The following is a 21,149-nucleotide window of genomic DNA, read 5'->3' as shown; positions in this document are numbered from 1 at the left end:
GACGCGAGGGGTGGATGTCCGGTCGCGGTGTCCGGTCACTGGGATGCGCCGTCGCCGCCGTCCGCTCCGTACCGCGCGGAGAAGTGGACGGGCAGCGAGACGGGGACGCGTGTCCAGGGCGAGGGGCGCCAGGCCACGTCGTGGGCGGGGATGCTGAGCCTCATGTCGGGCAGCAGATGCAGGGCGGTGTTGACCGCGGTACGGGTGATCAGCCGGGCCGGCACCTGGGCGGGGCACACATGCGCACCGGCCGAGAACGCGAGATGCGCGCGGTTGCCGGGCTCCACCCCGCCGTCGGCCGCGCGGACCGCGGGGTCGTCGTTGGCGGCGCTGATCCCGAGGATGAGTACGTCGCCGCGCCGGATCTGCTGTCCCCCCAGCTCGGTGTCGCGCAGTGCGTAACGGGCGGGCATATTGTTCATGGGCGGGTCGCGCCAGAGCGCCTCGTCGAGTGCGTCGTCCACACCGAGCCGGCCGCCGTGCATCCGGGCCGCGAACCTCGGGTCGGTGAGCATCAGCCGCAGGGTGTGCGAGATCCACGCGGTGACGGTCTCGTTTCCCGCGGAGATCATCACGACCATCGACTGGAGCTGCTCCGCCTCGTCCCGCAGACCGGGGTGGTCGAGCAGGGCGGTCGTCAGGTCGTCCGACGGCTGGGCACGGCGGGCCCTGAGCGTGTCGGCGAGGATCTCCTCGAAGTGGCGGTTTCCGCGCTGTGAGTCGTCCGCGCTGCCGAACAGCGCGATCAGCGCGTTCAGCAGCTCACGCCCTTCGCCGCTGTCCAGGCCGAACAGCGAGGCGATGGAGAGCATCGGGACGATCGTGGCGTACTCGTTCACCAGATCGGCGCTGCCGCGTGCGGAGAACTCGGCGATCAGCTTGGCGCACGCCGCCTCGACCTGGCGCCGGGTGCGGCGCTGGTCGATCCGGGCGACGCCGTCGTCGAGCGGCTGCCGCAGCCTGCGGTGCTCGGGGCCGTCGGCGCCGATGACGTTGGCCCGCCAGGCCATCATCGGGAGCAGGCCCGAATCCGGCGAGACCACACCGTCGTTGAGGTCGCGCCAGTTGCGCGCGTCCCGTGAGTACACCTGCTCCTGGCGCGTGATGGTCAGCAGCTCGCGGTAGCCCATGACGAGCCAGGCCGGAACCCCCGGCTCCAGCTCCACCTTGGCCACGCTGCCCCACTCCTCGCGCAGTCTGCGGTAGGCCGCCTGCGGATCGCTGGATCCGACGGCCTCGGACAGCGGGAGCAGCCCGGTGGTGTGGCCGCCGCGGGCCGGGCAGGAGGGCGGCGGGACGGGATGGCTCATGAGGCGCTCTCCGGTACACGCGCCGCTCCGGCGCTCATGACGTAGTGGACAAGGCTGATCAGCGCGTCGAGCGACGAGGTGCGCTCCCGTGCGTCGCAGATGACGACGGGGGTCTCCGGCAGCAGGTCGAGCGCGACACGGAGTTCGTCGGCGGAGTAGTACTCGCTGTCCGGGAACTGGTTGACTGCGACGGCGAACGGCAGCCCGCGGATCTCCAGTTGTTCCAGTACGTCGAAACTGTCCTCGATCCTGCGGGTGTCGACCAGCACCAGCACGCCGATGGCGCCCTCGGCCAGCCCTTCCCACAGGTCCCAGAACCGGCGCTGGCCGGGGGTGCCGAAGAGGTAGAGCACCAGTCGCGAGGTGACCGTGATCCGGCCGAAGTCCATGGCGACGGTTGTGGTGGTCTTGGTGCCCGTACCCGCGAGGTCGTCCACCCCGATGCTCGCCCGGGTCATCACCTCCTCGGTACGCAGCGGTTCGATCTCGCTGACCGATCCGACCAGCGTGGTCTTGCCGACGCCGAAAGCGCCCACGACGAGGATCTTGGCGGCCTGCTGGACGGTGCCGGCCAGATACCGGTCAGCGGAGACGGCGGAGACCATCGAGTACCTCCTGAAGCAGTTGTCTATCGGGCGGAACGGCCTGCGGTACGCCGGAGCGCGCCGACAGATGTCCGCTGTCGACGAGGTCGGACACCAGTACCTTGACCAGGCTCACCGGCAGTTGGAGGTGGGCGGCCGCTTCCACCAGGGAGAGCAGCCGCCGGCACATCCGCAGCAGGGCGCGTTCTTCCCGGGTGGCGGAGACGGGCAGGTCGTGCGGAGGGCCGACGGCGATGAGAAGTGTCTCAATACCGATGGTGTTACGCGTGGGGCGTGAGCGCCCTCTGCTGATCACATAGGGGCGCAGCGCCCGGTCCGTGTACTCCCCCTCCGGGTCACTCACCGAGCGGATCCCGGCCTCGGCGGGCTGCTGAGGTTGGCCGCACCGATTCTCATGACCTGCGCCTGCATCTGACGGGCGACCAGCTTCGGGTCCACCACCGGGCCCGTCACGACGGCGAGATGGACGTTGTCGGCGCTGCGCATGAACAGGAAGCCGCCGTTGAACTCCACCATCTGCTGGTGGACCGAGCCGCCGTCCTCACCGAACTCCCGTCCGAGGCTGCGGCCCAGGGACTGCAGCCCCGAGCAGTTCGCCGAGAGGCGGTCGGCGGCGTCCCGGTCCATGCCGTCGGAGCTGACCAGCAGGAGCCCGTCGGCGCTGAAGACGATCACCTGTCGCACCCCGGGCACCGCCGCGACCTCCGAGATCATCCAGCCACGCTGCTCGGGGTTGTCCACGTAACTCATGCTCAGGCCTGTCCTTCTGCGGAATCGGGGGTGTTGGGGGAAGAACCGTCGCGACCGTCCTGGTCGGAGCCGGGTTCGGGTGCGGACCGGCCGCCCTCGAAGAACTGCTCCATCCAGTCGCCCGCCTCGTCCGGGGTGGCCGAGGACATGGAGCCGGCCGGGGGCTCGTCCGGCGGCCCTTCGGACGGGCGGTACTCGTCGCGGCGCGACCGCCGGCGTGGGAGGCGCCTGGTCCGCTCGCTGCCTTGCTCGTACAGCGGAATGGCCTGCTGCACCGGCGGTTCGGCGGGGATCTCGGGGCTCTGCGAGCTCTGCCCCGGGACGGTGGGCGGCTGCCCCGCCCCGGTGGCAGGGACGGACGGACGCTGAACGTCGGAACGGTCCGCGGGCGAACCGGGCGGATCGATCGCTTCCAGTACGTGGGTGGGGATCAGCACCACGCCGCGGACGCCGCCGTACGGGGAGGGCCCCAGGTCGACGCGGAACCCGTGGCGCTGGGCGAAACGCCCCACCACCGCGAAGCCGGTCTGCGGGATCTCGCCGACATCGCCGACACCCAGGAGCCTGCGGCCCGAAGCGACTTCGCGGGCTTCGGAGAGCCGGTGCTCGTCCATGCCCAGACCGCCGTCGTCCACTTCGATGACAGCCCCGCGCTGCACGGTCCGCACGGTGACCGGTACCGCGGTGCTCGGCGGCGAGTACTCGGTCGCGTTGGCCAGCAGTTCCGCCAGCAGATGGATCAGCGGCTCGACGACGGGCGCCGCGATCCCCACGTCCGGGTCGCCCGTCACCTCGATACGGGTGAAGGCGACGATCCGTCCCGACGCGGCCCGCACCACGTCGACCAGGGCCAGCGGCTTCTGCCACTGCTGTCCCGGCCATTCGCCGCACAGCACCTTGAGGCTCTGGGCGTGCCGGGCCTGCTGGGTCGCCGCGTGGTCCACCCGCATGGTGGATTCGAGGAGTTCGGCGTCGCCGGGGTACCGGTCGGCGATACCCGTCACCGCGGCCTGGATCCGGTGTGCGGAGGTCTGGACCCGGCTCGCGAGCTCGACCAGGGCCAGCCGCTGCGACTCCTCGCGGTACTCGACTGCGTCGCGCACCTCGCCGAGCAGCCGGTCCAACAGGCCGGCCACGCTCTCGTCCAGCGGCCAGGCCGCGTTCGAAGAGCCCGGGTCCTCCCGGCCGGCCAGGGCTGCGGGGAGCCGTTCCTTGACGGCGTGCTCGACCTCGGCCTGGACCAGGTCGCTCTGCTGCTGCGCCCGGCGGCGCCACTCGTTGTCGCGGAGCGCCGTCCGGTCGGCCTGTTCCCCGGCCTCACGAAGAGAGCGGGCCGCCCCGGCCTCGGCGGCTCTGTGCTGCCCGCGCAGTCTCACCAGGAGCGTGAGCACGGCCAGGGCCGCGACGAGGTACAGCACGAGAACGACGGGGCCGGCGGTGCTGCCGGCCGCCAGGGGCACCACGGGGGCGGCAAACGTGATGAGCGCGAGGCTCAGAACCGTCGGCCAGAGGTACTGCGTCCGGCGTGGTGGGGGGACGGACGCGGGGGAACGGGCCATGGAGAACCTTTGAATCGACTTCTGAATCGGCTTCGATCTGGCTGGGATCCGCTGCTCGAATGGGGGAGAGTCGCGGCCTCACGGGGGGTGTCACGGCACAACAGGCCGATGCGGCGACCACGGCCCGACGACCCGTACTGGCGTCGTCCGTCGCCACTCTGACAGGCTTTCACCCCGCACTACACGTAACTGGACGTACGTCGTCCGCCTACCGGGCGACTTAGCGAGATCGTATAGTCGCCTTGCGTGTCCTCAGGGCTGTTTTCAGCCACCCCGGCCAGCTCGGCCGACATCGACCGCTCCGGGCACCACACGTGTTCGCGCCAGTACGTTCGGCGATGTCTCCCGGCTCAGGACAGGAACAGGGCGGGCAGCTCGGTACCCGCGGCCGGCGCCGCGCCGCAGGCGGAGTCCATGAGCATCCGGTACGCGGAGACAGCCGCGCGGTCATGGGTGACGGCGGCCTCGCCGCCCGGACCTCCGACGACGGCGTGATCCGGGACCTCCGGGACCGGAAGCCGCAGCAGCTCCAGCGGCGGGGCGCCGGTCAGCGCGTGCGGCCCGGCCGTCAGCGGCATCACCTGAAGGGTGATGTTCGGGCGGGCGGTCGCCCGCCGCAGGGCGTCCAGCTGCTCCCGCATGACATCCGGGGAGCCGACACAGGTGTGCAGGGCGGCCTCCGGGATCAGCCCCCACAGGACCGCGCCCCGCTCGCGGAACCGCTCCTGCCGGGCCCGGAGGAACTCCGCACGCCGGGCCCGTACGGCGGGCGGCGCCTGCGGATGCCGGACCGCCTCGACGGCGGCGGCGTAACCGGGGGTCCGCAGCAGGTCGGGGACCAGCGCGGGGTGCCACATCCGGATCACCCCGGCCGACGACTCGATACCGATGACGTCACGCTGCCAGGCGGGCAGGACGTCACGCCAGCGGTGCCACCATCCGGGCTCGTTCGCCCTGGCCAGGCTGTCCCTGATCCGCCGGGCGTCGTCCTCGGGGTGGTTGTAGTACGCCAGGAGGTCCCGGACCTGCCCGGCGTCCAGAGCGGTCTCCGCCCGCTCGATGCGCCGCACAGTGGCCTCGGACAGGCCCAGCGCGGCGGCGACCGCCGCGAGGCCGCAGCCGGCGCGCTCCCGGGCCAGGCGCAGCTGTTCCGCGACGACACGGTGCTCCAGGGTCGGACCTGAGCGGGCTCTCACGGCGTCCATCTCCTTCGCGGTGAAACCGGGCAGCCGTCGTGTCACATTCTGTGTGATTCACACTCTGACAGTTGCAGAGTATGCCGAACATGCCGATAGTGCATATATGTCTGAATTCGATGGTGACGCCACTGAGGCGTACTCCGACGACAGGGACGACTCCGCCTACCGCTGGTCGACGCCGCGCATACCCGAGGGGGTCACCGACTCCCGGCAGCGTGTCCGCGACGCCATGCTGGCCTGGGGCGAACCGGAGGAGCGGACGGAGACCGCCGTCCTGCTGGTGTCCGAACTCGTCACCAATTCCGTCCGCTACAGCGCCCGGTCCGCGACGGTGCGCTGCTGCCTGCGGCGCACCTGCTCCCGGATAAGAATCCAGGTGTGGGACGCGGGCGGCGACGGCATCCCGGCCCAGCGCCGGCCGCCGGCATACGAGACCGACCAGGACGACGCAGCCCGGACCGGCCTGTCGGAACGCGGCCGCGGTCTGCTCATCGTCACCGCCCTGGCCGCCGCCTGGGGCACCTGCCAGGAGGACGGCGGCCGGCTGGTCTGGGCCGACGTCTGACTCCTGGCGGCGGCAGCCTAGGCAGCGGTACGGGAGCGGTCGGCCCGGCCGAGGAGATAGGGCACCGCCAGGTGGTGAACGGGCGCAGCCGCGGCCCACACCAGCCGGGAGACAGGCCGGTTGAAGCGCACGAAGGTCACCCACACGACGCCGGAGCCGTTCACCACCACGACATTGCGGGTGGCGACCAGCGGCGAACGCGCTTCGAGGGTCACCGATCCGGAGCCGGATTCCGAGACCAGCCAGCCGAGGACGTGTTCCGGCGACGGCCTCGGTCCCATCCGCAGCCCGAGTACGAGTGTCCAGCCCCGCAGCAGGATCCACCGCACAGCGGGCGGAGCGTCCTCGAAGGTGGCTCGTGCCCACTGCTCCGGTGTCCGGGAGCGCGGCTGCCGGGAGGGCAGTTCGAAGGCGGATGCGTAGTCGGCCGTGGCGAACTCTCCGGCGGGCCGGGCCGCTTGCGGCACTTCCACCCGGCGCACGCGAGGAGTTGTCATCAGAAGGGCCCCTTCCACAGCGGCTGGGACGGACGGGCCGGCCCCGACGGCACCGGGGCCTCGTCCGGCGCCACCGATTGTGCCGCCCGGAGCCCACGGACACGGCGTGATCCGCGGGAATGTCCCAGGTTCCGGTCCGCGGAAACGCCCCAGGTGCCGGTCCGCGGGAATGGCTCAGTCGCCCAGGGGCAGGGGCTGCCAGGTCCAGTCGGCCACCTCGGGGAGGTCGGTGCCGTGCTCGCGGATCCACGCGTGGTGCCTGAGGCGGGCGTCCTCCATGGCCTGGCGGGCATGGGTGGCGCGTACCGCGAGACCGGGGACGCGGTCGATGACGTCCAGGACCAGCCGGTAGCGGTCCAGGTCGTTGCGGACCACCATGTCGAAGGGGGTGGTCGTGGTCCCGGACTCCTTGTAGCCGCGTACGTGCAGGTTCGCGTGACCGGCCTGGCGGTAGGCGAGACGGTGGATCAGCCACGGATAGCCGTGGTACGCGAAGATCACCGGCTTGTCGCGGGTGAAGAGCGCGTCGTACTGCCTGCCGGACAGCCCGTGCGGGTGCTCCGATTCGGGGAGCAGCCGGGCCAGGTCGACCACGTTGACCACGCGTACCGCGAGACCCGGCAGGTGACGGCGGATCAGCAGGGCGGCGGCCAGCACCTCCTGGGTGGGGACGTCGCCCGCGCAGGCCAGCACGACATCGGGCTCCTCGCCCTCCCGCTCGGTACCCGCCCACTCCCAGACCCCGGCCCCGCGCGCGCAGTGGGCACGTGCCTCATCGAGGGTGAGCCAGTCGAAGCAGGGCTGTTTGCCCGCCACGACGACATTCACGTAATCCCGGCTGTGCAGGACGTGTTCGGCGACGGAGAGCAGGGTGTTGGTGTCCGGCGGGAGGTAGACGCGTACGACTTCCGGGGACTTGTTGAGTACGTGGTCGACGAAGCCGGGGTCCTGGTGGGAGAAGCCGTTGTGGTCCTGGCGCCAGACATGCGACGTGAGCAGGTAGTTGAGGGAGGCGATGGGGCGGCGCCAGGGCAGGGTGCGGGACACCTTCAGCCACTTGATGTGCTGGTTGACCATCGAGTCGACGATATGGACGAAGGCCTCGTAGCAGGAGAAGAGCCCGTGCCGCCCGGTGAGGAGATAGCCCTCCAGCCAGCCCTGGCAGGTGTGTTCGGACAGGATCTCCAGGACCCGGCCGTGCCGGTCCAGGTGCTCGTCGACGCCGAGCGTCTCCGCCTGCCAGGCCTTTCCGGTGGCCCCGTACAGGGCCTGGAGCCGGTTGGACGCGGTCTCGTCGGGCCCCACCACGCGGAAGTCGCGGCGCTCCGCGGTGGCGGCCATGACCGCCTCCAGCAGATCGCCGAGTACGCGGGTCGGTTCGTGCATGTTCGCGCCGGGCCGCGCGACGTCCACCGCGTACTCCTCCAGCGGCGGTACCGGCAGGTCGAGCAGGCGCAGCCCGCCGTTGGTGTGCGGGTTGGCGCCGAGGCGCAGGGGCCCGTCGGGGACGCAGGCCAGAACCCCGGCCCGTGGCCGCCCAGCGGTGTCGAAGAGGTCCTCCGGCCGGTAGGAGCGCAGCCACATCTCCAGCTGCCTGAGGTGCTCCGGATTCTCCCGGACACCGGGCAGCGGCACCTGGTGGGCCCGCCAGGTGCTCTCGACCGGCAGCCCGTCGACGCTCACGGGGCCGGTCCAGCCCTTGGGCGTACGCAGCACGATCACGGGCCAGCGCGGGCGGGCGGTGCTGCCCTCCTCGCGGGCGGCACGCTGGATGAGGCCGATACGGTCCAGGGCGGTGTCCATCGCCTCGGCCATGGCCCGGTGGACGGTGTCCGGATCGGCGCCGGTGACGTGCAGGACGTCATGGCCGTAGCCGCGGAGCAGTTCGTCCAGCTCCGCTCCGGGAATGCGTGCCAGCACCGCCGGATTGGCGATCTTGTATCCGTTCAGGTGCAGGATCGGCAGGACGGCGCCGTCGTGCACCGGGTCGAGGAACTTGTTGGAGTGCCACGACGCGGCGAGCGGGCCGGTCTCCGCCTCGCCGTCACCGATGACACAGGCAACCAGCAGATCCGGGTTGTCGAAAGCCGCGCCGTACGCGTGGGACAGCGAGTAGCCCAGTTCCCCGCCCTCGTGGATGGAGCCCGGCGTCTCGGGCGCGACATGGCTGGGTACGCCGCCGGGGAACGAGAACTGGCGGAAGAGCCGGGCCATGCCCGCCGCGTCCCGGCCGATGTCCGGGTACGTCTCGGAGTAGCTGCCCTCCAGCCACGAGTTGGCCAGTACGGCCGGGCCGCCGTGTCCGGGCCCCCAGACGCACACCGTGTCCTGGCCGCGCGCCTTGACGACGCGGTTCAGGTGCGTGTGGACCAGGTTCAGTCCGGGTGACGTGCCCCAGTGGCCGAGCAGCCGGGGTTTGATGTGTTCCGGCCGCAGTGGCTCGGTGAGCAGCGGATTGTCCAGGAGGTAGATCTGGCCGACCGCCAGGTAGTTGGCGGCCCGCCAGTGGGCGACCAGTGACGCGAGTTCCTCGTCGGTGACCACGGCCGGTGCTTCCGTACTGGTCTCGGGCATGGCGCTCGCTGCCTCCTGGGTCATACGTAGCTGTGCGAGAGACGTATCCGTGTGAGACGTATCCGTGTGAGAGACGCATCCGCTTCAGTCGTGTCCGCTCAGTCGTGCGGGACGACTGCCACCGGGCACGGCGCGTGGTGCACCGCCGAGGACAGGGCGTGGCCGACCGGCGGCGACAGCGCGGGCCGGCTTCTGCGGCGCCCCACGACCAGCAGCCCCGCACCCGTGGCGCCCCGTACGACGGCGTGGGCGGGGCTCTCCATACGTACCTTCTCGGCCGTGCGGACCTGCGGGAACTTCTCCCGCCAGGGCCGCAGTGCTTCGCCGAGCTCCAGCTGGGCGCGCTCGGTCGTGCGCCCGGAGACCCGCGAATCGACTCCGCTCCGGCCGTACGCGTGCTCCGGAAGGCTTCTGCCGTGCACCGCACGCAGCAGGACGCCGCGCCTGGCGGCGATGTCGAAGGCGAACTCGCACAGCGCCTCGCACGGCCCGTGCAGCGAAAGGCCCAGCACGACCGCGCCGTCCTCCGCCACCGGTCCGGTGGCTTCCCGCGCCCGGACGAGAACGACCGGGGTGTCGGCGCGTGCCAGCACCTTCAGGCCGATGTCGCCCAGGTAGTAACTGGCCAGTGGCGCCATGTCCCGGGAGCCGAGCACCACCGCCTGCGAATCGCCCGCCGCTTCCAGCAGGGACGCCACCGGGTCACCTTCACTCAGCTCCTCGGTGACGGGCAGTCCGGGACAGCGCTCGTCCACGACAGTGCGCGCCCGCTCCATGATCCACCGGGGCAGCTCGTCCTCACCGCCCCCGTCCGCCGGCCGGTCCGGACCGCCGGAACGCGCCGCCCGTGCGTGCAGGATGCGCAGCACCGCGCCGCGCGACTGCGCCTCGCGCGCGGCCCAGCGGGCCGTGGAGAGCGACTCGGCCCTGCTGTCCAGGCCCACGGTGACGATCGGCTTCATAGCCGTGCTCCGTTCTCGGCGCGGATTCCACCGGTTCCCGCCGCCGGTCGTCCCCGCGCGCTGTCGTGGCGGGGCCCCGGACACGGCCGGCCGCGCTCGCGGCCCCGGTGCCCGGGACAGGGGCGGTCCGTACTGCGTCCGATTCTCGGCGCGAGTGACACACCCCCGCAAACGCAGCGGCCGTCCGTGGAGCCGTCGTGCGGCACGGGTCAGATCTTGACATGAACCTGATACTTTGTTCGCCCGCCCCGCTCCGGGCGCCGCCCCGACGGTCCCCACCCCCGCACCGGAAGGCCCACATGTCCCCCACATCCAGACGACTGACCCTCCTCGCCGCACTGTCGTGCCTGCTCCTCGGCTCCCTTCCGCAGGCGGCATCCGCGAGCGTACGGACGACCCCCGCCGAGACCCAGGGAGCGATCTGCAACAAGTACTGCGACGCCCGGGACCCCGCCACGGCGACGAAGGGCCGAACGCCCGTCACCACCTCGATCTACTCGCGCACCATCGCTCTGCACATCGATGACAACGATGTCATGGGCTGGGCCTCCATCGACAACGGCAGTGCCGGGGACGAGGTCTGGCTGGACCGCTCCTTCGACGGCGGCAGGACCTGGTCGTCGGGCAGCAAGCTGGGCGACACCAGGATCCCTTCGGGATCAGGCGGCTGGCGCACCCAGATGTACAACGTCGACGACTGGAACTCGGCCGGCGTAGGCGCACTCCGGGCCTGCGGAAAGGCCGGGGACCGGGCCGAGATCGCCTGTACGGAGTGGGCACGCACGGACTGGAACGCGGGCAGCAGGAGCACCGCCGCCGCGACCGCGCTGATGATGTCGTTCGACCGGAACACCGGTCTGTTCGGCGGCAACGGCTGGTGGACCAGCGCCAACGCGCTGACGGCCGTCATCGACAACATCCGTACCAGCGGCATGCCCAGCTACAAATACGCCGTCTCCAGCACCTACGACAAGAACATCGGGGCGCAGGGCGGCAACTTCACCAACGACTACCTCGACGACACCGGCTGGTGGGGACTGGCCTGGGTCGCCGCGTACGACCTGACCGGTGACAGCCGCTACCTGAACACCGCACGTGCCGACGCCGACCACATGTTCGCCAACTGGACGGGCACCTGCGGCGGCGGGGTGCTGTGGAACGAGAACAAGACCTACAAGAACGCGATCACCAACGAGTTGTTCCTCCAGCTCAACGCCGCGCTGCACAACCGCATCCCCGGCGACTCCACCTATCTGGACCGGGCGAAGAACGAGTGGTCGTGGTTCAGCGCCAGCGGCATGATCAACTCGGACCACCTGATCAACGACGGTCTGACCGACGCCTGCTCCAACAACGGCCAGCAGACCTGGACATACAACCAGGGCGTGATCCTCGGCGGACTGACCGAGCTGCACCGGGCCACCGGCGACAACTCGCTCCTGGACACCGCGCGGACCCTGGCCGATGCCTCCACCACCCGGCTGGAGACCGACGGCGTGCTGCGTGAGCCCGGTGAGTCCGACGGCTGCACCGGTGACGGTCCCTCCTTCAAGGGGGCCTACGTCCGGGGGCTCGGCAAGCTCAACGGAGAGCTGTCGGACCACCCGTACAGCACGCCGCTGAACCGGTGGGCGGACGCCGCCCACAGCAAGGACCGCAACGCGCTCGACATGTACGGGCCGCACTGGAACGGCCCGTGGGCCGGAACGCCGGACTACGGCTGCCAGCAGAGCACGCTCGACCTGCTCAACGCGGCTCCCGCGAGCTGAGGACGGGCCGGGGCCCCAACTCCCGAAAGGACCGGCACAGGAGGGCACTTGGCCAGGGAAAACGCAACGTCGACATGGCCCGCGGAGTCAGCTACCTTCACCTGGTCCTCGGCAATCACCCACGGCCGCACGGGGGTTCCTTCAGACTGAGCCACTCGCGACGGGCTGAGTTGGACACGCCCCACAAACCCTCGCCCCCCCTGCGCAAGCCACGGAACCGGTTGCACACCAGGCACCCCAACCAGGGAGAGATGCATGCCCCATCTTGCGCTGTACACATTCGGCGTCCTGAAGTCACCTCTCGCCGATCCCGCGCCTCTCACCCGCGAGTTCTACGACATGGGTGAGGCCGTCTACCGGAAGATCAGCCAGCACCCCGGATACCTCGCGCGTGCTGAACCGGCAGACAGTGACCGGGGCGGGCTCTTCGAGGCGGACTGGGGTGCATGGGGAGAGTTCGCCGTACCGGCTTGGTACGGCAAGGGCCATACGGTGGAGACCACCGCCCTGGCCGCGACCCTCTCACTCTGGACCGGCCTGCGCCCCGCCTTCGACGCCATCTACACCGGCCTGCACCGTGAGGCACTGAACAGGCGTTACGACTGGTTCGAGAGGACAGGACAGCCGAATTACGTGTTCTGGTGGGTCTCCGACGACGTGATACCCACCTGGCAGCACGGGGTTTCCAGGCTGGAACACCTCCGCGACCACGGCTCCGCGCCGCACGCCTTCACCTTCCACCACTCATTCGCCCCGGACGGAACTCCGGCCCGGATCACAGGCATCGGGCCGAAGCGCGACCAGGTCCACTGACAAGGAGGCCTCAACGACTGGGGTCGCTGTCGAACGCCTCGATCGAAAGGTCAGGTCATCGAAGGATCGCCCTTGATCAGCGCGAACACGGCGCCGTTCAGGTCCCGGAGCATGGCCAGCCGGCCGACTCCCGCGGCGTTGGTCGGCGCCATCAGGACCGTGGCGCCGCGTCCGGTGGCCGCGGCGAAGGTGGCGTCGCAGTCCTCGACGCCGAAGTACGGGTGCCACTCCGATCCCGCACCGGCCTCCGCGTTCTCCTTCGGCAGCTGCATGATGCCGCCGTGGCTGGTGTCGTCGCCCTTGCCGCCGCCGGGCGTGGACACGACGGTGTAGACCATGCCCTCCCCCATGGACATGTCCTGGTAGTCCCAGGAGAAAATCGCACGGTAGAAGGCCTTCGCCGCTGCCGCGTCGGTGGTGTGCAGCTCCGTCCAGCACATCGCGTCCGGCTCCATGACGGTTTCCAGACCCTGTACGTCGCCCGGCTGCCAGACGGCGAAGTCGGCGCCTGTCGAGTCGGTGAAGGCCGCCATCCGGCCGGCGGTGAAGACGTCCGTCGCCGGGACGCGGACCGTGCCACCGGCCTGCCCGACCGCGCGGCCGGTGGCGTCGGCGTCGGACGTGTGGAAGTAGACCGTCCAGGCGGAGCTCGCGCCCTCCATCAGCGGGCCGACGGCCGCGACGGTCCTGCCGCCCTTCTGGAGGAAGCCGTAGCCGCCCGCCTCGGGGCCCGCCGACCGGAAGGTCCAGTCGAATACGCCGGTGTAGAAGGCGACAGCTGCGTCGACGTCGGGGGCGCCGAGGTCGAGCCAGTTCGGCGCGCCTGGGACGAAGTGGGTCGTCAGCACGGGAGATCCTCCGGTGTACGCGTGGTGGTGGGCCGGCCGTCCACGGCCCGGGGATCCCTCGGAATCCCTCTCGCCCCCGATGGGCACGGCAGCCACTGACTGTTGTCCCCATGGGTACCGGGGTGGCCAGGACACCGAAACCGGAACGGTGCCCAAGCCGTGCGGACGGCTCCCGGCTCCCACCCGTACGGCCCAGTCCCGCCGGCCGCGGGCCTGTGCGGACCACGGCCGGCCGGGCTCCGCCGGCATCAGACAGAGCCACTCAGCACACAAGACGGCCGCCACACCTGCAGAGGTGTGGCGGCCGCAGCCGTCATGCCGCCGGACCCTGCGGACCGGCGGCATGACGTCCTGTCACTTCTTGCCCGGGAGCCACTTCTTCCAGATGTCCGGGTTCTGGTCCACCCAGCGCTTGGCCGCCTCGTCGGCCGAGAGTCCCTGCGAGGCGATCATCGCGGAGACCTTGTTCTGGTCGTTCTTCGTCCACTTGAATTTCTTCAGGAAGGTCGCGGCGGCGCCGCCCGTCCTGGTGAAATCGGTGTTGAAGTACTTCTGCAGAGGCGTCGACGGATAGGCGCAGTCGATGGACTTCGGGTCCTTGACCCCCTTGTCCGCGCACTTCGCGGTGTACGGAGGGAGCTTGACCTCCTTCATCGGTACCTGGTTGAAGAGCCACTGCGGCTCGTACCAGTAGGAGAGGAAGGGCTTCTTCTCCTTGGCGAACTGCTGGATCTGGGTGATCTGCGCGGCCTCGGACCCCGCGAAGACCACGTCGTAGTTCAGCTTGAGGTTCTTCACCAGGGCCTTGTCGTTGGTGACATAGGACGGCGAACCGTCCATGAGCTGGCCCTTGCTGCCGCTCTCCGCCGTACGCAGCTGACTGGCGTACTTGTTGAGGTTCTTCCAGTCGGTGACATCCGGGTGCTTGTCCGCCCAGTAATTCGGGACGAACCAGCCGATGTGGCCGGTGACCCCCAGGTCGCCGCCCGCGGTGATCGTCTTCTTGTCCTTGACGTACCGCTTCTCCTGGTCGGGGTGGCCCCAGTCCTCCAGGATGGCGTCGACACGGCCCTGGCTGAGCGCGTCCCAGGCGGGGATCTCGTCCACCTGGACGGTGTCGACGCGGTAGCCGAGCCGGTGCTCGAGCAGATACTTGGCGACGGCCACGTTCGCCTGTGCGCCGACCCAGCTCTGCACGGAAAGCGTGACGGACTTGGCGCCCTTGGCCGCGGCGAAGGGCGAGGCCTGTTTCGTCATGTCGGCGGCTCCGCAGCCGCTGAGCGAGACCAGCAGGGCGCCGGACGCCAGGGCGGCGAGGGCGGTCGTGGCGCGGCGTGCGCCACGGGTGCGTGTACGGGTCACGGCTCAGGCCCCCTTCCGGGTGCGGCGTTCGGTGGGCTGGGTGAGGCGGTCGAGCATCAGGCCGAGGCAGACGATGGCCACGCCCGCGACGAGGCCGATGGCGAGGTCGCCCGTGGCCAGGCCGGTGACGACGTCGTAGCCGAGGGCCCCGCCGCCCACCAGGCCGCCGATGATGACCACGGCGAGTACGAGGACCACGCCCTGGTTGACAGCCAGCAGCAGCGCCGGGCGGGCCAGCGGCAGCTGGACCTGGCGCAGCGTCTGCAGCCGGGTGGCGCCGAGCGACCGGGCGGCCTCCACCGCTGCCGGGTCGACCTGGCGCAGGCCCTGGGTGGTGATGCGGACGACGGCGGGGAGCGCGTAGACGACCGCAGCGGCGGCGGCCGGGGCGCGGCCCACGGCGAAGAGCGCGACCACCGGGATGAGATACACGAACTGCGGCATGGTCTGCATGACGTCGAGGACCGGGCGCAGTACGGCCTCGGCGCGGCGGCTGCCCGCGGCGAGGATCCCGACGGCGAACCCGATGACGAGTGTGACGACCAGCGCGGCCAGGACCTGGGAGAGCGTGTCCATGGACGGCTTCCACATGCCGAGGACGCCGATGGCGCAGAGCGCGAGTACCGCGGTCAGTGCGGTCTGCCAGGTGCCGATCAGCCAGGCCAGGGCGGCGACGATCAGCAGGGCGCCCCACCAGGGCAGCCCGGTCAGCCCGTCCCTGAGCGGGTCCAGGATCCAGGAGGTGAAGTGCGCGGCCCAGTCGGCGGTGCCGCCGACGACGGGCACTCCGGAGTAGAGGTGGTTGACCATCCACTCCTTGAAGTCGTTGACGGGCCGTGCGATGGCCACGGTGGTTCCAGTGGGCCAGAGCGTGGAGCCGGCCAGCCGGCCGGCCACCGCGACGACGGCGGTGCCGGCGGCTACGACAGCCCAGCCGCGCCAGCCCCGCAGGGCGGCGGGCCCGGAGGGCTCGCTGCCGAGGCGGGTTCCGGCCGCGGCGGTGGTGCGGTCCATCACGATGGCGAGGAGCACGATCGGGATGGCCGCGGCCAGCGCCCCGCCGACGTCCACGGAGGCCAGCGCCTGGTAGACGCGGTCGCCGAGACCGGCGGCTCCGATGAGTGAGGCGATGACGACCATCGAGAGCGCCATCATGATGGTCTGGTTGAGGCCGAGGAGCAGCTCCTTGCGGGCCAGCGGCAGCCGGGCGGTGACCAGCCGCTGGCGTGCGGTGGAACCGAGCGAGGCGACGGCTTCCAGGACTCCGACGTCGGCGCCGCGCAGCCCGAGCGCCGTGAGCCGCGCCATCGGCGGCGCCGCGTAGACGACGGTGGCGAGCAGGGCGGCCGGGACACCGATGCCGAACACCAGGACCACAGGCAGCAGATACGCGAAGGCCGGCAGCACCTGCATGGTGTCGAGCACCGGGCGCAGAATGCGGAACAGCCGGTCGGAGAGACCGCCCGCCAGACCCAGCAGCGCTCCGACGACGGCGGACACGATGACGGCCACCACCATCAGCGCGAGCGTCTGCATGGTCGGCACCCACATGTCCAGCACTCCGCTGACCAGGAGCGAGACCAGCGCGGTTGCGCCGATGCGCCATCCGGCCACCCGCCAGGCCACCAGGGTGACCGCGGCGGTGACTCCGGTCCAGCCGAGGGCGAGCAGCACCAGATAGACGGCGCGTACGGCGATGACCACAGCGTTGCTCAGATAGCCGAGGAAGTACAGGAACAGCGGGTGGGTGTCCCGGTTGTCGATGATCCAGTCGCTGACGTGGCCCAGCGGTGCCGAGACGTCCACGGTGAGCGCACTGGGCCACAGTCCGCCGGCCCAGACGGCGTTCGCGATCGGTACCAGTACGGCGGCGGCAATGGCGAGCACGAGGAGCTTGCCCGGCCCCCGGTGGAGCAGCGCGGCGCGGAGCCTGTCGGCTCTGCCGGGCGCGGCCGGGCTGTCGGCGCTGAGGGGCGCGGTGGTGGCGGTCGTCATGCGCGCCTCCGGGTGGCCGCGCGGAGCAGGCGCTCGGGCGCCTGGTGCGTACGCATCAGGCGGCCACTCCGCTCTCGGCCGGGCTCTCGTCGAGACGGGCCACGACGGCGAGCAGGCAGGCGTGGTCCACGATGCCCAGGCACCGGTCCCCCTCGACGACGCGGACGGCGCCTCCGGAGCGGACGACGGTGTCGATGGCGTCGGATATGAGCGTGCCGGAGGGCACCGACTCGCCCTCGGCGGCCTCGGCGCCCTGTGCGGGACGCATGGCCCTGCGGACGGTGAGGACCTGTTCGCGCGGCACGTCCCGTACGAAGTCGCGTACGTAGTCGTCGGCCGGCGAGCCGACGATCTCCTCGGGCGTGCCGAGCTGCACGATCCGGCCGTCGCGCATCAGCGCGATGCGGTCGCCCAGGGTCAGCGCCTCGGACAGGTCGTGGGTGATGAAGACCATGGTGCGGCCCTCGTCCTTGTGCAGCCGGACGACCTCCTGCTGCATGTCCCGCCGGATGAGCGGGTCGAGCGCGCTGAACGGCTCGTCGAAGAGCAGGACTTCGGGGTCCACGGCGAGCGCGCGGGCCAGGCCGACGCGCTGCTGCTGGCCGCCGGAGAGTTCGCTCGGCCGCCGGTGCTCCAGGCCCGTCAGGCCGACCTTCTCGATGAACTCGGCTGCCTTGGTGCGGCGTTCGGCCCGGCCGACGCCCTGGATCTCCAGCCCGTAGGCGACGTTGTCCAGGACCGTGCGGTGCGGGAGCAGGCCGAAGTGCTGGAAGACCATGGCGGCGCGGTGGCGGCGCAGTTCACGCAGCGTGGTCCTGTCCATGGCGCGGACGTCCTCGCCGTCCATGGTGAGGTCGCCGCTGGTGGGCTCGATGAGCCGGGTCAGACAGCGCACCAGCGTGGACTTGCCTGAGCCGGACAGGCCCATGACCACGAAGACCTCGCCCTCGTGGACGTCGAACGAGACGTCGCGCACGGCGGCGGTGCAGCCGGTGCGACTGCGCAGCTCCTCACCGGTCAGCCCGGTCAGCGAGCTGTCACCGGGTATCCGGTCGGCGCGGGGGCCGAAGACCTTCCACAGATTGCGTACGGAGAAGACGGTGCCGCGCTTCTCGTCAGCCGGTGCAGGTGCGGAAGATGCAGAGGGTGCGGCCGGTGCCGCCGCAGCGTCCGATGCGGGAGCCGGCGGTTCGCCGGTGTGCCGTCCGGCGTCGCCGGAGGCCGCTGGGGTGCCGGTCGCTGTCATGCCGTACCTCCCTGGGCGGGGGTGGCGGCCAGTAGTTCGGCGCACTTCTCGCCGACCATGAGGACTCCGATCATGGGGTTGACCGACGGCATCGTCGGAAAGACGGAGGCGTCGGCGATACGGATGCCGTCCAGTCCGCGGATCCGCAGCTCCGGGTCGACCACGGCGAGTGCGTCGTCGGGGGCACCCATCCTGCAGGTGCCCGCCGGGTGGTAGACGGTGTGCGCGACCTTGCGGGCGTACTCGCTGATGTCCTCGTCGGACGTCACATCGGGGCCCGGGCAGACCTCGCGCTTGAGCCAGTGGGCGAGCGGTTCGGTCTTCGCGATCTCGCGGGCGAGGCGAATGCCGTCGACCAGCGTCCGGCCGTCGTAGTCCTCGTCGTCGGTGAAGTACCGGAAGTCCAGGGCCGGTTTGACCTCGGGGTCGGCGCTGGTGAGGTAGAGGCGGCCGCGGCTGCGCGGCTTGGGAATGTTGGGTGTCATCGACACGCCGTGCTCGGGCTTCTCGTAGCCCAGCCGTTCCGGGTTGTCGGTGAAGGGGATCTGGTAGAAGTGGAACATCAGGTCCGGGCCGCGCGATCCGGGGTCGCGGCGGACGAAGAGTCCGGCGTCGGAGTCCATCGCCGAGTTCTCCGGGATGGGCCCGTCGGTCTCCCACACGATGACGGACTCGGGGTGGTCGAGGAGGTTCTCGCCGACGCCCGGCAGGTCGTGCAGGACGGGGATCCCGAGAGCTTCCAGGTCCTGCTTCGGGCCGATGCCCGACAGCATCAGCAGCCGCGGTGTGTCCACCGCGCCCGCGCAGACCAGCACTTCGCGGCCGGCCCGCAGCAGGACCTCTTCGCCGTCCTTGGTGCGCACGTGGACACCGGTGGCGCGGTTACCGTCCAGTTCGAGCCGGTGGGCCCAGGTCTCCAGCATGATCGTGAGGTTGGGCCGGTCACCGGCCTCGATGTGCGGGTGGAGGTAGGCGACCGACGCGGAGGAGCGCTTGTTGTTCTCCGGGTGGTAGGCGAGGTCGAAGAAGCCGACGCCCTCGTGGAAGGGCTTCTTGTTGAAGCCCTCCACGCGCGGGACACCGGCCGCCTGCTGGGCCGCTGCCACGAAGTCGCTGGCGATGGCGTTCCGGTCCTTCTCGTCCACCGCGACGATGTTGTTGCGGAGCTTCGAGAAGTACGGGTCCATGGACTTCGCGTCCCAGCCGGCCGCGCCGTGCTCGGACCACTCGTCCCAGTCACCGGGCAGCGGTTTGAACGAGATCAGGGTGTTGTGCGAGGAACAGCCACCGAGCACCTTGGCACGGCTGTGCAGGATGTGTGAGTTGCCGCGGGGCTGCTCGGTGGTGGGGTACGCGTAGTCCAGGTCGCCGCCGAGCAGGCCGAGCCAGCGGCGCAGGGTGAGGACGTCGTCGCGGTCGATGTCGGTCGGGCCGCCCTCGACGACTACGACGCTGACGGCGGGGTCCTCGGTGAGCCGGGACGCGATCACCGAACCCGCGGTGCCGCCGCCGACGATGACGTAGTCGGCGGTGACCGTGGAGATCTCCGGAGGCATGAGTCGTTGCTCCTTCTGCAAAGTGCTGACGGTGGTAAGCGGTGCTGCGAACAGACGGGCAGTCAGCCCGTGAACCAGCGGACCGGTGCGGGCCGGAGGTTCTCGTAGATGTGCTTGGACTCGCGGTACTCGGCCAGGCCGGCGGGGCCCAGCTCGCGGCCGATGCCGGACTTGCCGAAGCCGCCCCACTCCGCCTGCGGGAGGTAGGGGTGGTAGTCGTTGATCCAGACGGTGCCGTGCCGCAGCCGGGCGGCGACGCGGCGGGCGCGGGCGGTGTCGGCCGACCAGACGGCGCCGGCCAGTCCGTACTCGGTGTCGTTGGCCAGTGTCACCGCCTCCTCCTCGTCGCGGAAGGTCTCGACGGTCAGGATCGGGCCGAAGGTCTCCTCGCGGACGACCTTCATGCCGCGGTGGCAGCCGTCCAGGACGGTGGGCGCGTAGAAGTAACCGGTGGCGGGCCGCTCGTCGGACGGCTCGGGGCGCTGCCCGCCGCAGCGCAGCTGCGCCCCTTCGGCCAGAGCCGACGCCACGTACGCTTCGACCTTGTCGAGCTGCTGCTGGGAGACCAGCGGCCCGCACTCGACGCCTTCGGCGGTGCCGCGGCCGAGCTTGATCCGCTCGGCGCGGCGGGCCAGTTCGGCGACGAAGCGGTCCCGGACGGACTCCTCGATGATGAGCCTGGCCCCGGCCGAGCAGACCTGGCCGCTGTGGATGAAGGCGGCGTTCAGCGCCTGGTCCACGGCGGTGTCGAAGCCCTCCTCGGTGGCGCAGGCGTCGGCGAAGACCACATTGGGGTTCTTGCCGCCCAGCTCCAGGGCGATCTTCTTCGCACCGGCGACGGCCGAACTCGCGGCTGTGGTGCCGCTGGCGAGGCCCCCGGTGAAGGAGAACAAGTCGACCTGCGGGTGTTCCGCGAGCCTGGCCCCCACGGGGACTCCCGGGCCGGTGACGATGTTGGCCACTCCGGCGGGCAGACCGGCCTCCGCCAGGAGCTTCACCAGGTGGACGGTGGAGAGCGGGGTGACCTCGCTGGGCTTGATGACGAAGGTGTTGCCCGCGGCGAGCGCCGGTGCGATCTTCCAACTCGCCTGCAGCAGCGGGTAGTTCCAGGGCGTGATCAGCGCGCAGACGCCGACCGGCTCATGGACGACGACACTGTGGACGTCGGGCGAGCCGGCGTCCACGACCCGGCCGCCGCTCTCGTTCATCACCAGATCGGCGAAGTACCGGAAGGCGTTGGTGACGTCGTCGACGTCGACCCGGCCCTCCTCCAGGGTCTTGCCGGTGTCGCGGCTCTCGATGAGCGCGATCTCCTCGCGGTCGCGCTGGAGCAGCCCGGCGACCCGGCGCAGCAGCGCGGCGCGTTCGGCCACCGGCGTCAGCGGCCAGTCGCCCCGGCCACCCGCGAAGGCGGTGTGCGCGGCCTGTACGGCGGCGTCCGCGTCCTGCGCGCCGCCTTCGGCGACGACTTGCAGGGTCTTCGCGTCGGCGGGGTCGAGGACCTCCCGTGTGGCGCCGGATGCGGCGCCCCGCCACATC

The 21,149-nt window shown here is 70.8% G+C and carries 18 protein-coding genes; 3 read left to right on the top strand and 15 right to left on the bottom strand.

Annotated features, from left to right (window positions below):
- Positions 1-35 precede the first annotated feature (35 nt).
- From OG210_RS31360 to OG210_RS31335, 6 genes are all read right to left on the bottom strand, one after another.
- A complete protein-coding gene (locus OG210_RS31360; protein ID WP_328323402.1) occupies positions 36-1,310 on the bottom strand; it encodes a cytochrome P450 in 1,275 nt (424 codons plus the stop codon).
- A complete protein-coding gene (locus OG210_RS31355; RefSeq protein ID WP_328323404.1) occupies positions 1,307-1,915 on the bottom strand; it encodes an ATP/GTP-binding protein in 609 nt (202 codons plus the stop codon). The genes OG210_RS31360 and OG210_RS31355 overlap by 4 nt, the downstream gene beginning before the upstream one ends.
- Positions 1,893-2,258 carry a DUF742 domain-containing protein gene (locus tag OG210_RS31350; RefSeq protein ID WP_371539905.1) on the bottom strand — a complete coding sequence of 122 codons (366 nt, stop codon included), beginning with the start codon at positions 2,256-2,258 and terminating at the stop codon, positions 1,893-1,895. The genes OG210_RS31355 and OG210_RS31350 overlap by 23 nt, the downstream gene beginning before the upstream one ends.
- On the bottom strand, positions 2,255-2,665 hold the full coding sequence (locus tag OG210_RS31345; RefSeq protein WP_328323407.1) for a roadblock/LC7 domain-containing protein: 411 nt from the start codon (positions 2,663-2,665) through the stop codon (positions 2,255-2,257). The genes OG210_RS31350 and OG210_RS31345 overlap by 4 nt, the downstream gene beginning before the upstream one ends.
- A 2-nt stretch (positions 2,666-2,667) precedes the next feature.
- The gene (locus tag OG210_RS31340; protein ID WP_328323409.1) at positions 2,668-4,224 is read right to left on the bottom strand and encodes an ATP-binding protein; all 1,557 of its coding nucleotides are present in this window, start codon (positions 4,222-4,224) and stop codon (positions 2,668-2,670) included.
- Between the two features lie 350 nt (positions 4,225-4,574).
- Positions 4,575-5,420, bottom strand: a complete 846-nt coding sequence (locus tag OG210_RS31335) for a DUF5753 domain-containing protein (RefSeq protein ID WP_328323411.1) — start codon at positions 5,418-5,420, stop codon at positions 4,575-4,577.
- Positions 5,421-5,526: 106 nt separating this feature from the next.
- Between OG210_RS31335 and OG210_RS31330 the strand changes: the two genes are divergently transcribed.
- The gene (locus OG210_RS31330) at positions 5,527-5,988 is read left to right on the top strand and encodes an ATP-binding protein (RefSeq protein ID WP_328323413.1); all 462 of its coding nucleotides are present in this window, start codon (positions 5,527-5,529) and stop codon (positions 5,986-5,988) included.
- A gap of 17 nt (positions 5,989-6,005) precedes the next feature.
- Here OG210_RS31330 and OG210_RS31325 read toward each other — a convergent pair whose 3' ends face one another.
- The 3 genes from OG210_RS31325 to OG210_RS31315 form a co-directional block, all read right to left on the bottom strand.
- Positions 6,006-6,485 carry a DUF2867 domain-containing protein gene (locus tag OG210_RS31325; protein ID WP_328323415.1) on the bottom strand — a complete coding sequence of 160 codons (480 nt, stop codon included), beginning with the start codon at positions 6,483-6,485 and terminating at the stop codon, positions 6,006-6,008.
- Between the two features lie 174 nt (positions 6,486-6,659).
- The gene (locus tag OG210_RS31320) at positions 6,660-9,059 is read right to left on the bottom strand and encodes a phosphoketolase family protein (protein ID WP_328323417.1); all 2,400 of its coding nucleotides are present in this window, start codon (positions 9,057-9,059) and stop codon (positions 6,660-6,662) included.
- Between the two features lie 98 nt (positions 9,060-9,157).
- Complete coding sequence (locus tag OG210_RS31315) at positions 9,158-10,021, bottom strand: universal stress protein (RefSeq protein ID WP_328323419.1); 864 nt, start codon at positions 10,019-10,021, stop codon at positions 9,158-9,160.
- Positions 10,022-10,320: 299 nt separating this feature from the next.
- Between OG210_RS31315 and OG210_RS31310 the strand changes: the two genes are divergently transcribed.
- The gene (locus OG210_RS31310) at positions 10,321-11,790 is read left to right on the top strand and encodes a glycoside hydrolase family 76 protein (RefSeq protein ID WP_371539902.1); all 1,470 of its coding nucleotides are present in this window, start codon (positions 10,321-10,323) and stop codon (positions 11,788-11,790) included.
- 255 nt (positions 11,791-12,045) lie between these two features.
- Positions 12,046-12,603: a DUF3291 domain-containing protein gene (locus OG210_RS31305; protein ID WP_328323423.1), complete on the top strand. Its 558-nt coding sequence runs from the start codon at positions 12,046-12,048 to the stop codon at positions 12,601-12,603.
- A gap of 50 nt (positions 12,604-12,653) precedes the next feature.
- On the opposite strand, the gene OG210_RS31300 is transcribed toward OG210_RS31305, so the two are convergent.
- The 6 genes from OG210_RS31300 to OG210_RS31275 all read right to left on the bottom strand — a co-directional run bounded on the left by OG210_RS31300 (position 12,654) and on the right by OG210_RS31275 (position 21,148).
- Positions 12,654-13,451: a VOC family protein gene (locus OG210_RS31300; protein WP_328323425.1), complete on the bottom strand. Its 798-nt coding sequence runs from the start codon at positions 13,449-13,451 to the stop codon at positions 12,654-12,656.
- Positions 13,452-13,805: 354 nt separating this feature from the next.
- Complete coding sequence (locus OG210_RS31295) at positions 13,806-14,813, bottom strand: ABC transporter substrate-binding protein (RefSeq protein ID WP_371539900.1); 1,008 nt, start codon at positions 14,811-14,813, stop codon at positions 13,806-13,808.
- 3 nt (positions 14,814-14,816) lie between these two features.
- Entirely contained in the window at positions 14,817-16,808 is a 1,992-nt protein-coding gene (locus OG210_RS31290) for an ABC transporter permease subunit (RefSeq protein ID WP_328323430.1), read from the bottom strand.
- Positions 16,809-16,863: 55 nt separating this feature from the next.
- The gene (locus OG210_RS31285) at positions 16,864-18,054 is read right to left on the bottom strand and encodes a glycine betaine/L-proline ABC transporter ATP-binding protein (RefSeq protein WP_328323432.1); all 1,191 of its coding nucleotides are present in this window, start codon (positions 18,052-18,054) and stop codon (positions 16,864-16,866) included.
- The gene (locus OG210_RS31280; RefSeq protein WP_328323434.1) at positions 18,051-19,610 is read right to left on the bottom strand and encodes a GMC oxidoreductase; all 1,560 of its coding nucleotides are present in this window, start codon (positions 19,608-19,610) and stop codon (positions 18,051-18,053) included. The genes OG210_RS31285 and OG210_RS31280 overlap by 4 nt, the downstream gene beginning before the upstream one ends.
- A gap of 62 nt (positions 19,611-19,672) precedes the next feature.
- Positions 19,673-21,148, bottom strand: coding sequence for an aldehyde dehydrogenase family protein (locus tag OG210_RS31275; protein ID WP_328335285.1), 1,476 nt, complete (start codon positions 21,146-21,148; stop codon positions 19,673-19,675).
- Position 21,149 lies beyond the last annotated feature (1 nt).

Origin of the sequence: Streptomyces sp. NBC_00466, assembly GCF_041433995.1 — a bacterium.
In the GTDB taxonomy this organism is placed as follows: domain Bacteria; phylum Actinomycetota; class Actinomycetes; order Streptomycetales; family Streptomycetaceae; genus Streptomyces.
This window is presented reverse-complemented; position numbering and strand designations above follow the sequence as displayed.

Bases quoted from the DNA above. Each gene is read 5' to 3' on its own strand.
- OG210_RS31290 (WP_328323430.1), bottom strand. From the start codon at position 16,808: ATGACGACCGCCACCACCGCGCCCCTCAGCGCCGACAGCCCGGCCGCG.
- OG210_RS31280 (WP_328323434.1), bottom strand. From the start codon at position 19,610: ATGCCTCCGGAGATCTCCACGGTCACCGCCGACTACGTCATCGTCGGC.
- OG210_RS31285 (WP_328323432.1), bottom strand. From the start codon at position 18,054: ATGACAGCGACCGGCACCCCAGCGGCCTCCGGCGACGCCGGACGGCAC.
- OG210_RS31330 (WP_328323413.1), top strand. From the start codon at position 5,527: ATGTCTGAATTCGATGGTGACGCCACTGAGGCGTACTCCGACGACAGG.
- OG210_RS31320 (WP_328323417.1), bottom strand. From the start codon at position 9,059: ATGCCCGAGACCAGTACGGAAGCACCGGCCGTGGTCACCGACGAGGAA.
- OG210_RS31310 (WP_371539902.1), top strand. From the start codon at position 10,321: ATGTCCCCCACATCCAGACGACTGACCCTCCTCGCCGCACTGTCGTGC.
- OG210_RS31325 (WP_328323415.1), bottom strand. From the start codon at position 6,485: ATGACAACTCCTCGCGTGCGCCGGGTGGAAGTGCCGCAAGCGGCCCGG.
- OG210_RS31345 (WP_328323407.1), bottom strand. From the start codon at position 2,665: ATGAGTTACGTGGACAACCCCGAGCAGCGTGGCTGGATGATCTCGGAG.
- OG210_RS31340 (WP_328323409.1), bottom strand. From the start codon at position 4,224: ATGGCCCGTTCCCCCGCGTCCGTCCCCCCACCACGCCGGACGCAGTAC.
- OG210_RS31355 (WP_328323404.1), bottom strand. From the start codon at position 1,915: ATGGTCTCCGCCGTCTCCGCTGACCGGTATCTGGCCGGCACCGTCCAG.
- OG210_RS31360 (WP_328323402.1), bottom strand. From the start codon at position 1,310: ATGAGCCATCCCGTCCCGCCGCCCTCCTGCCCGGCCCGCGGCGGCCAC.
- OG210_RS31275 (WP_328335285.1), bottom strand. From the start codon at position 21,148: ATGTGGCGGGGCGCCGCATCCGGCGCCACACGGGAGGTCCTCGACCCC.
- OG210_RS31305 (WP_328323423.1), top strand. From the start codon at position 12,046: ATGCCCCATCTTGCGCTGTACACATTCGGCGTCCTGAAGTCACCTCTC.
- OG210_RS31315 (WP_328323419.1), bottom strand. From the start codon at position 10,021: ATGAAGCCGATCGTCACCGTGGGCCTGGACAGCAGGGCCGAGTCGCTC.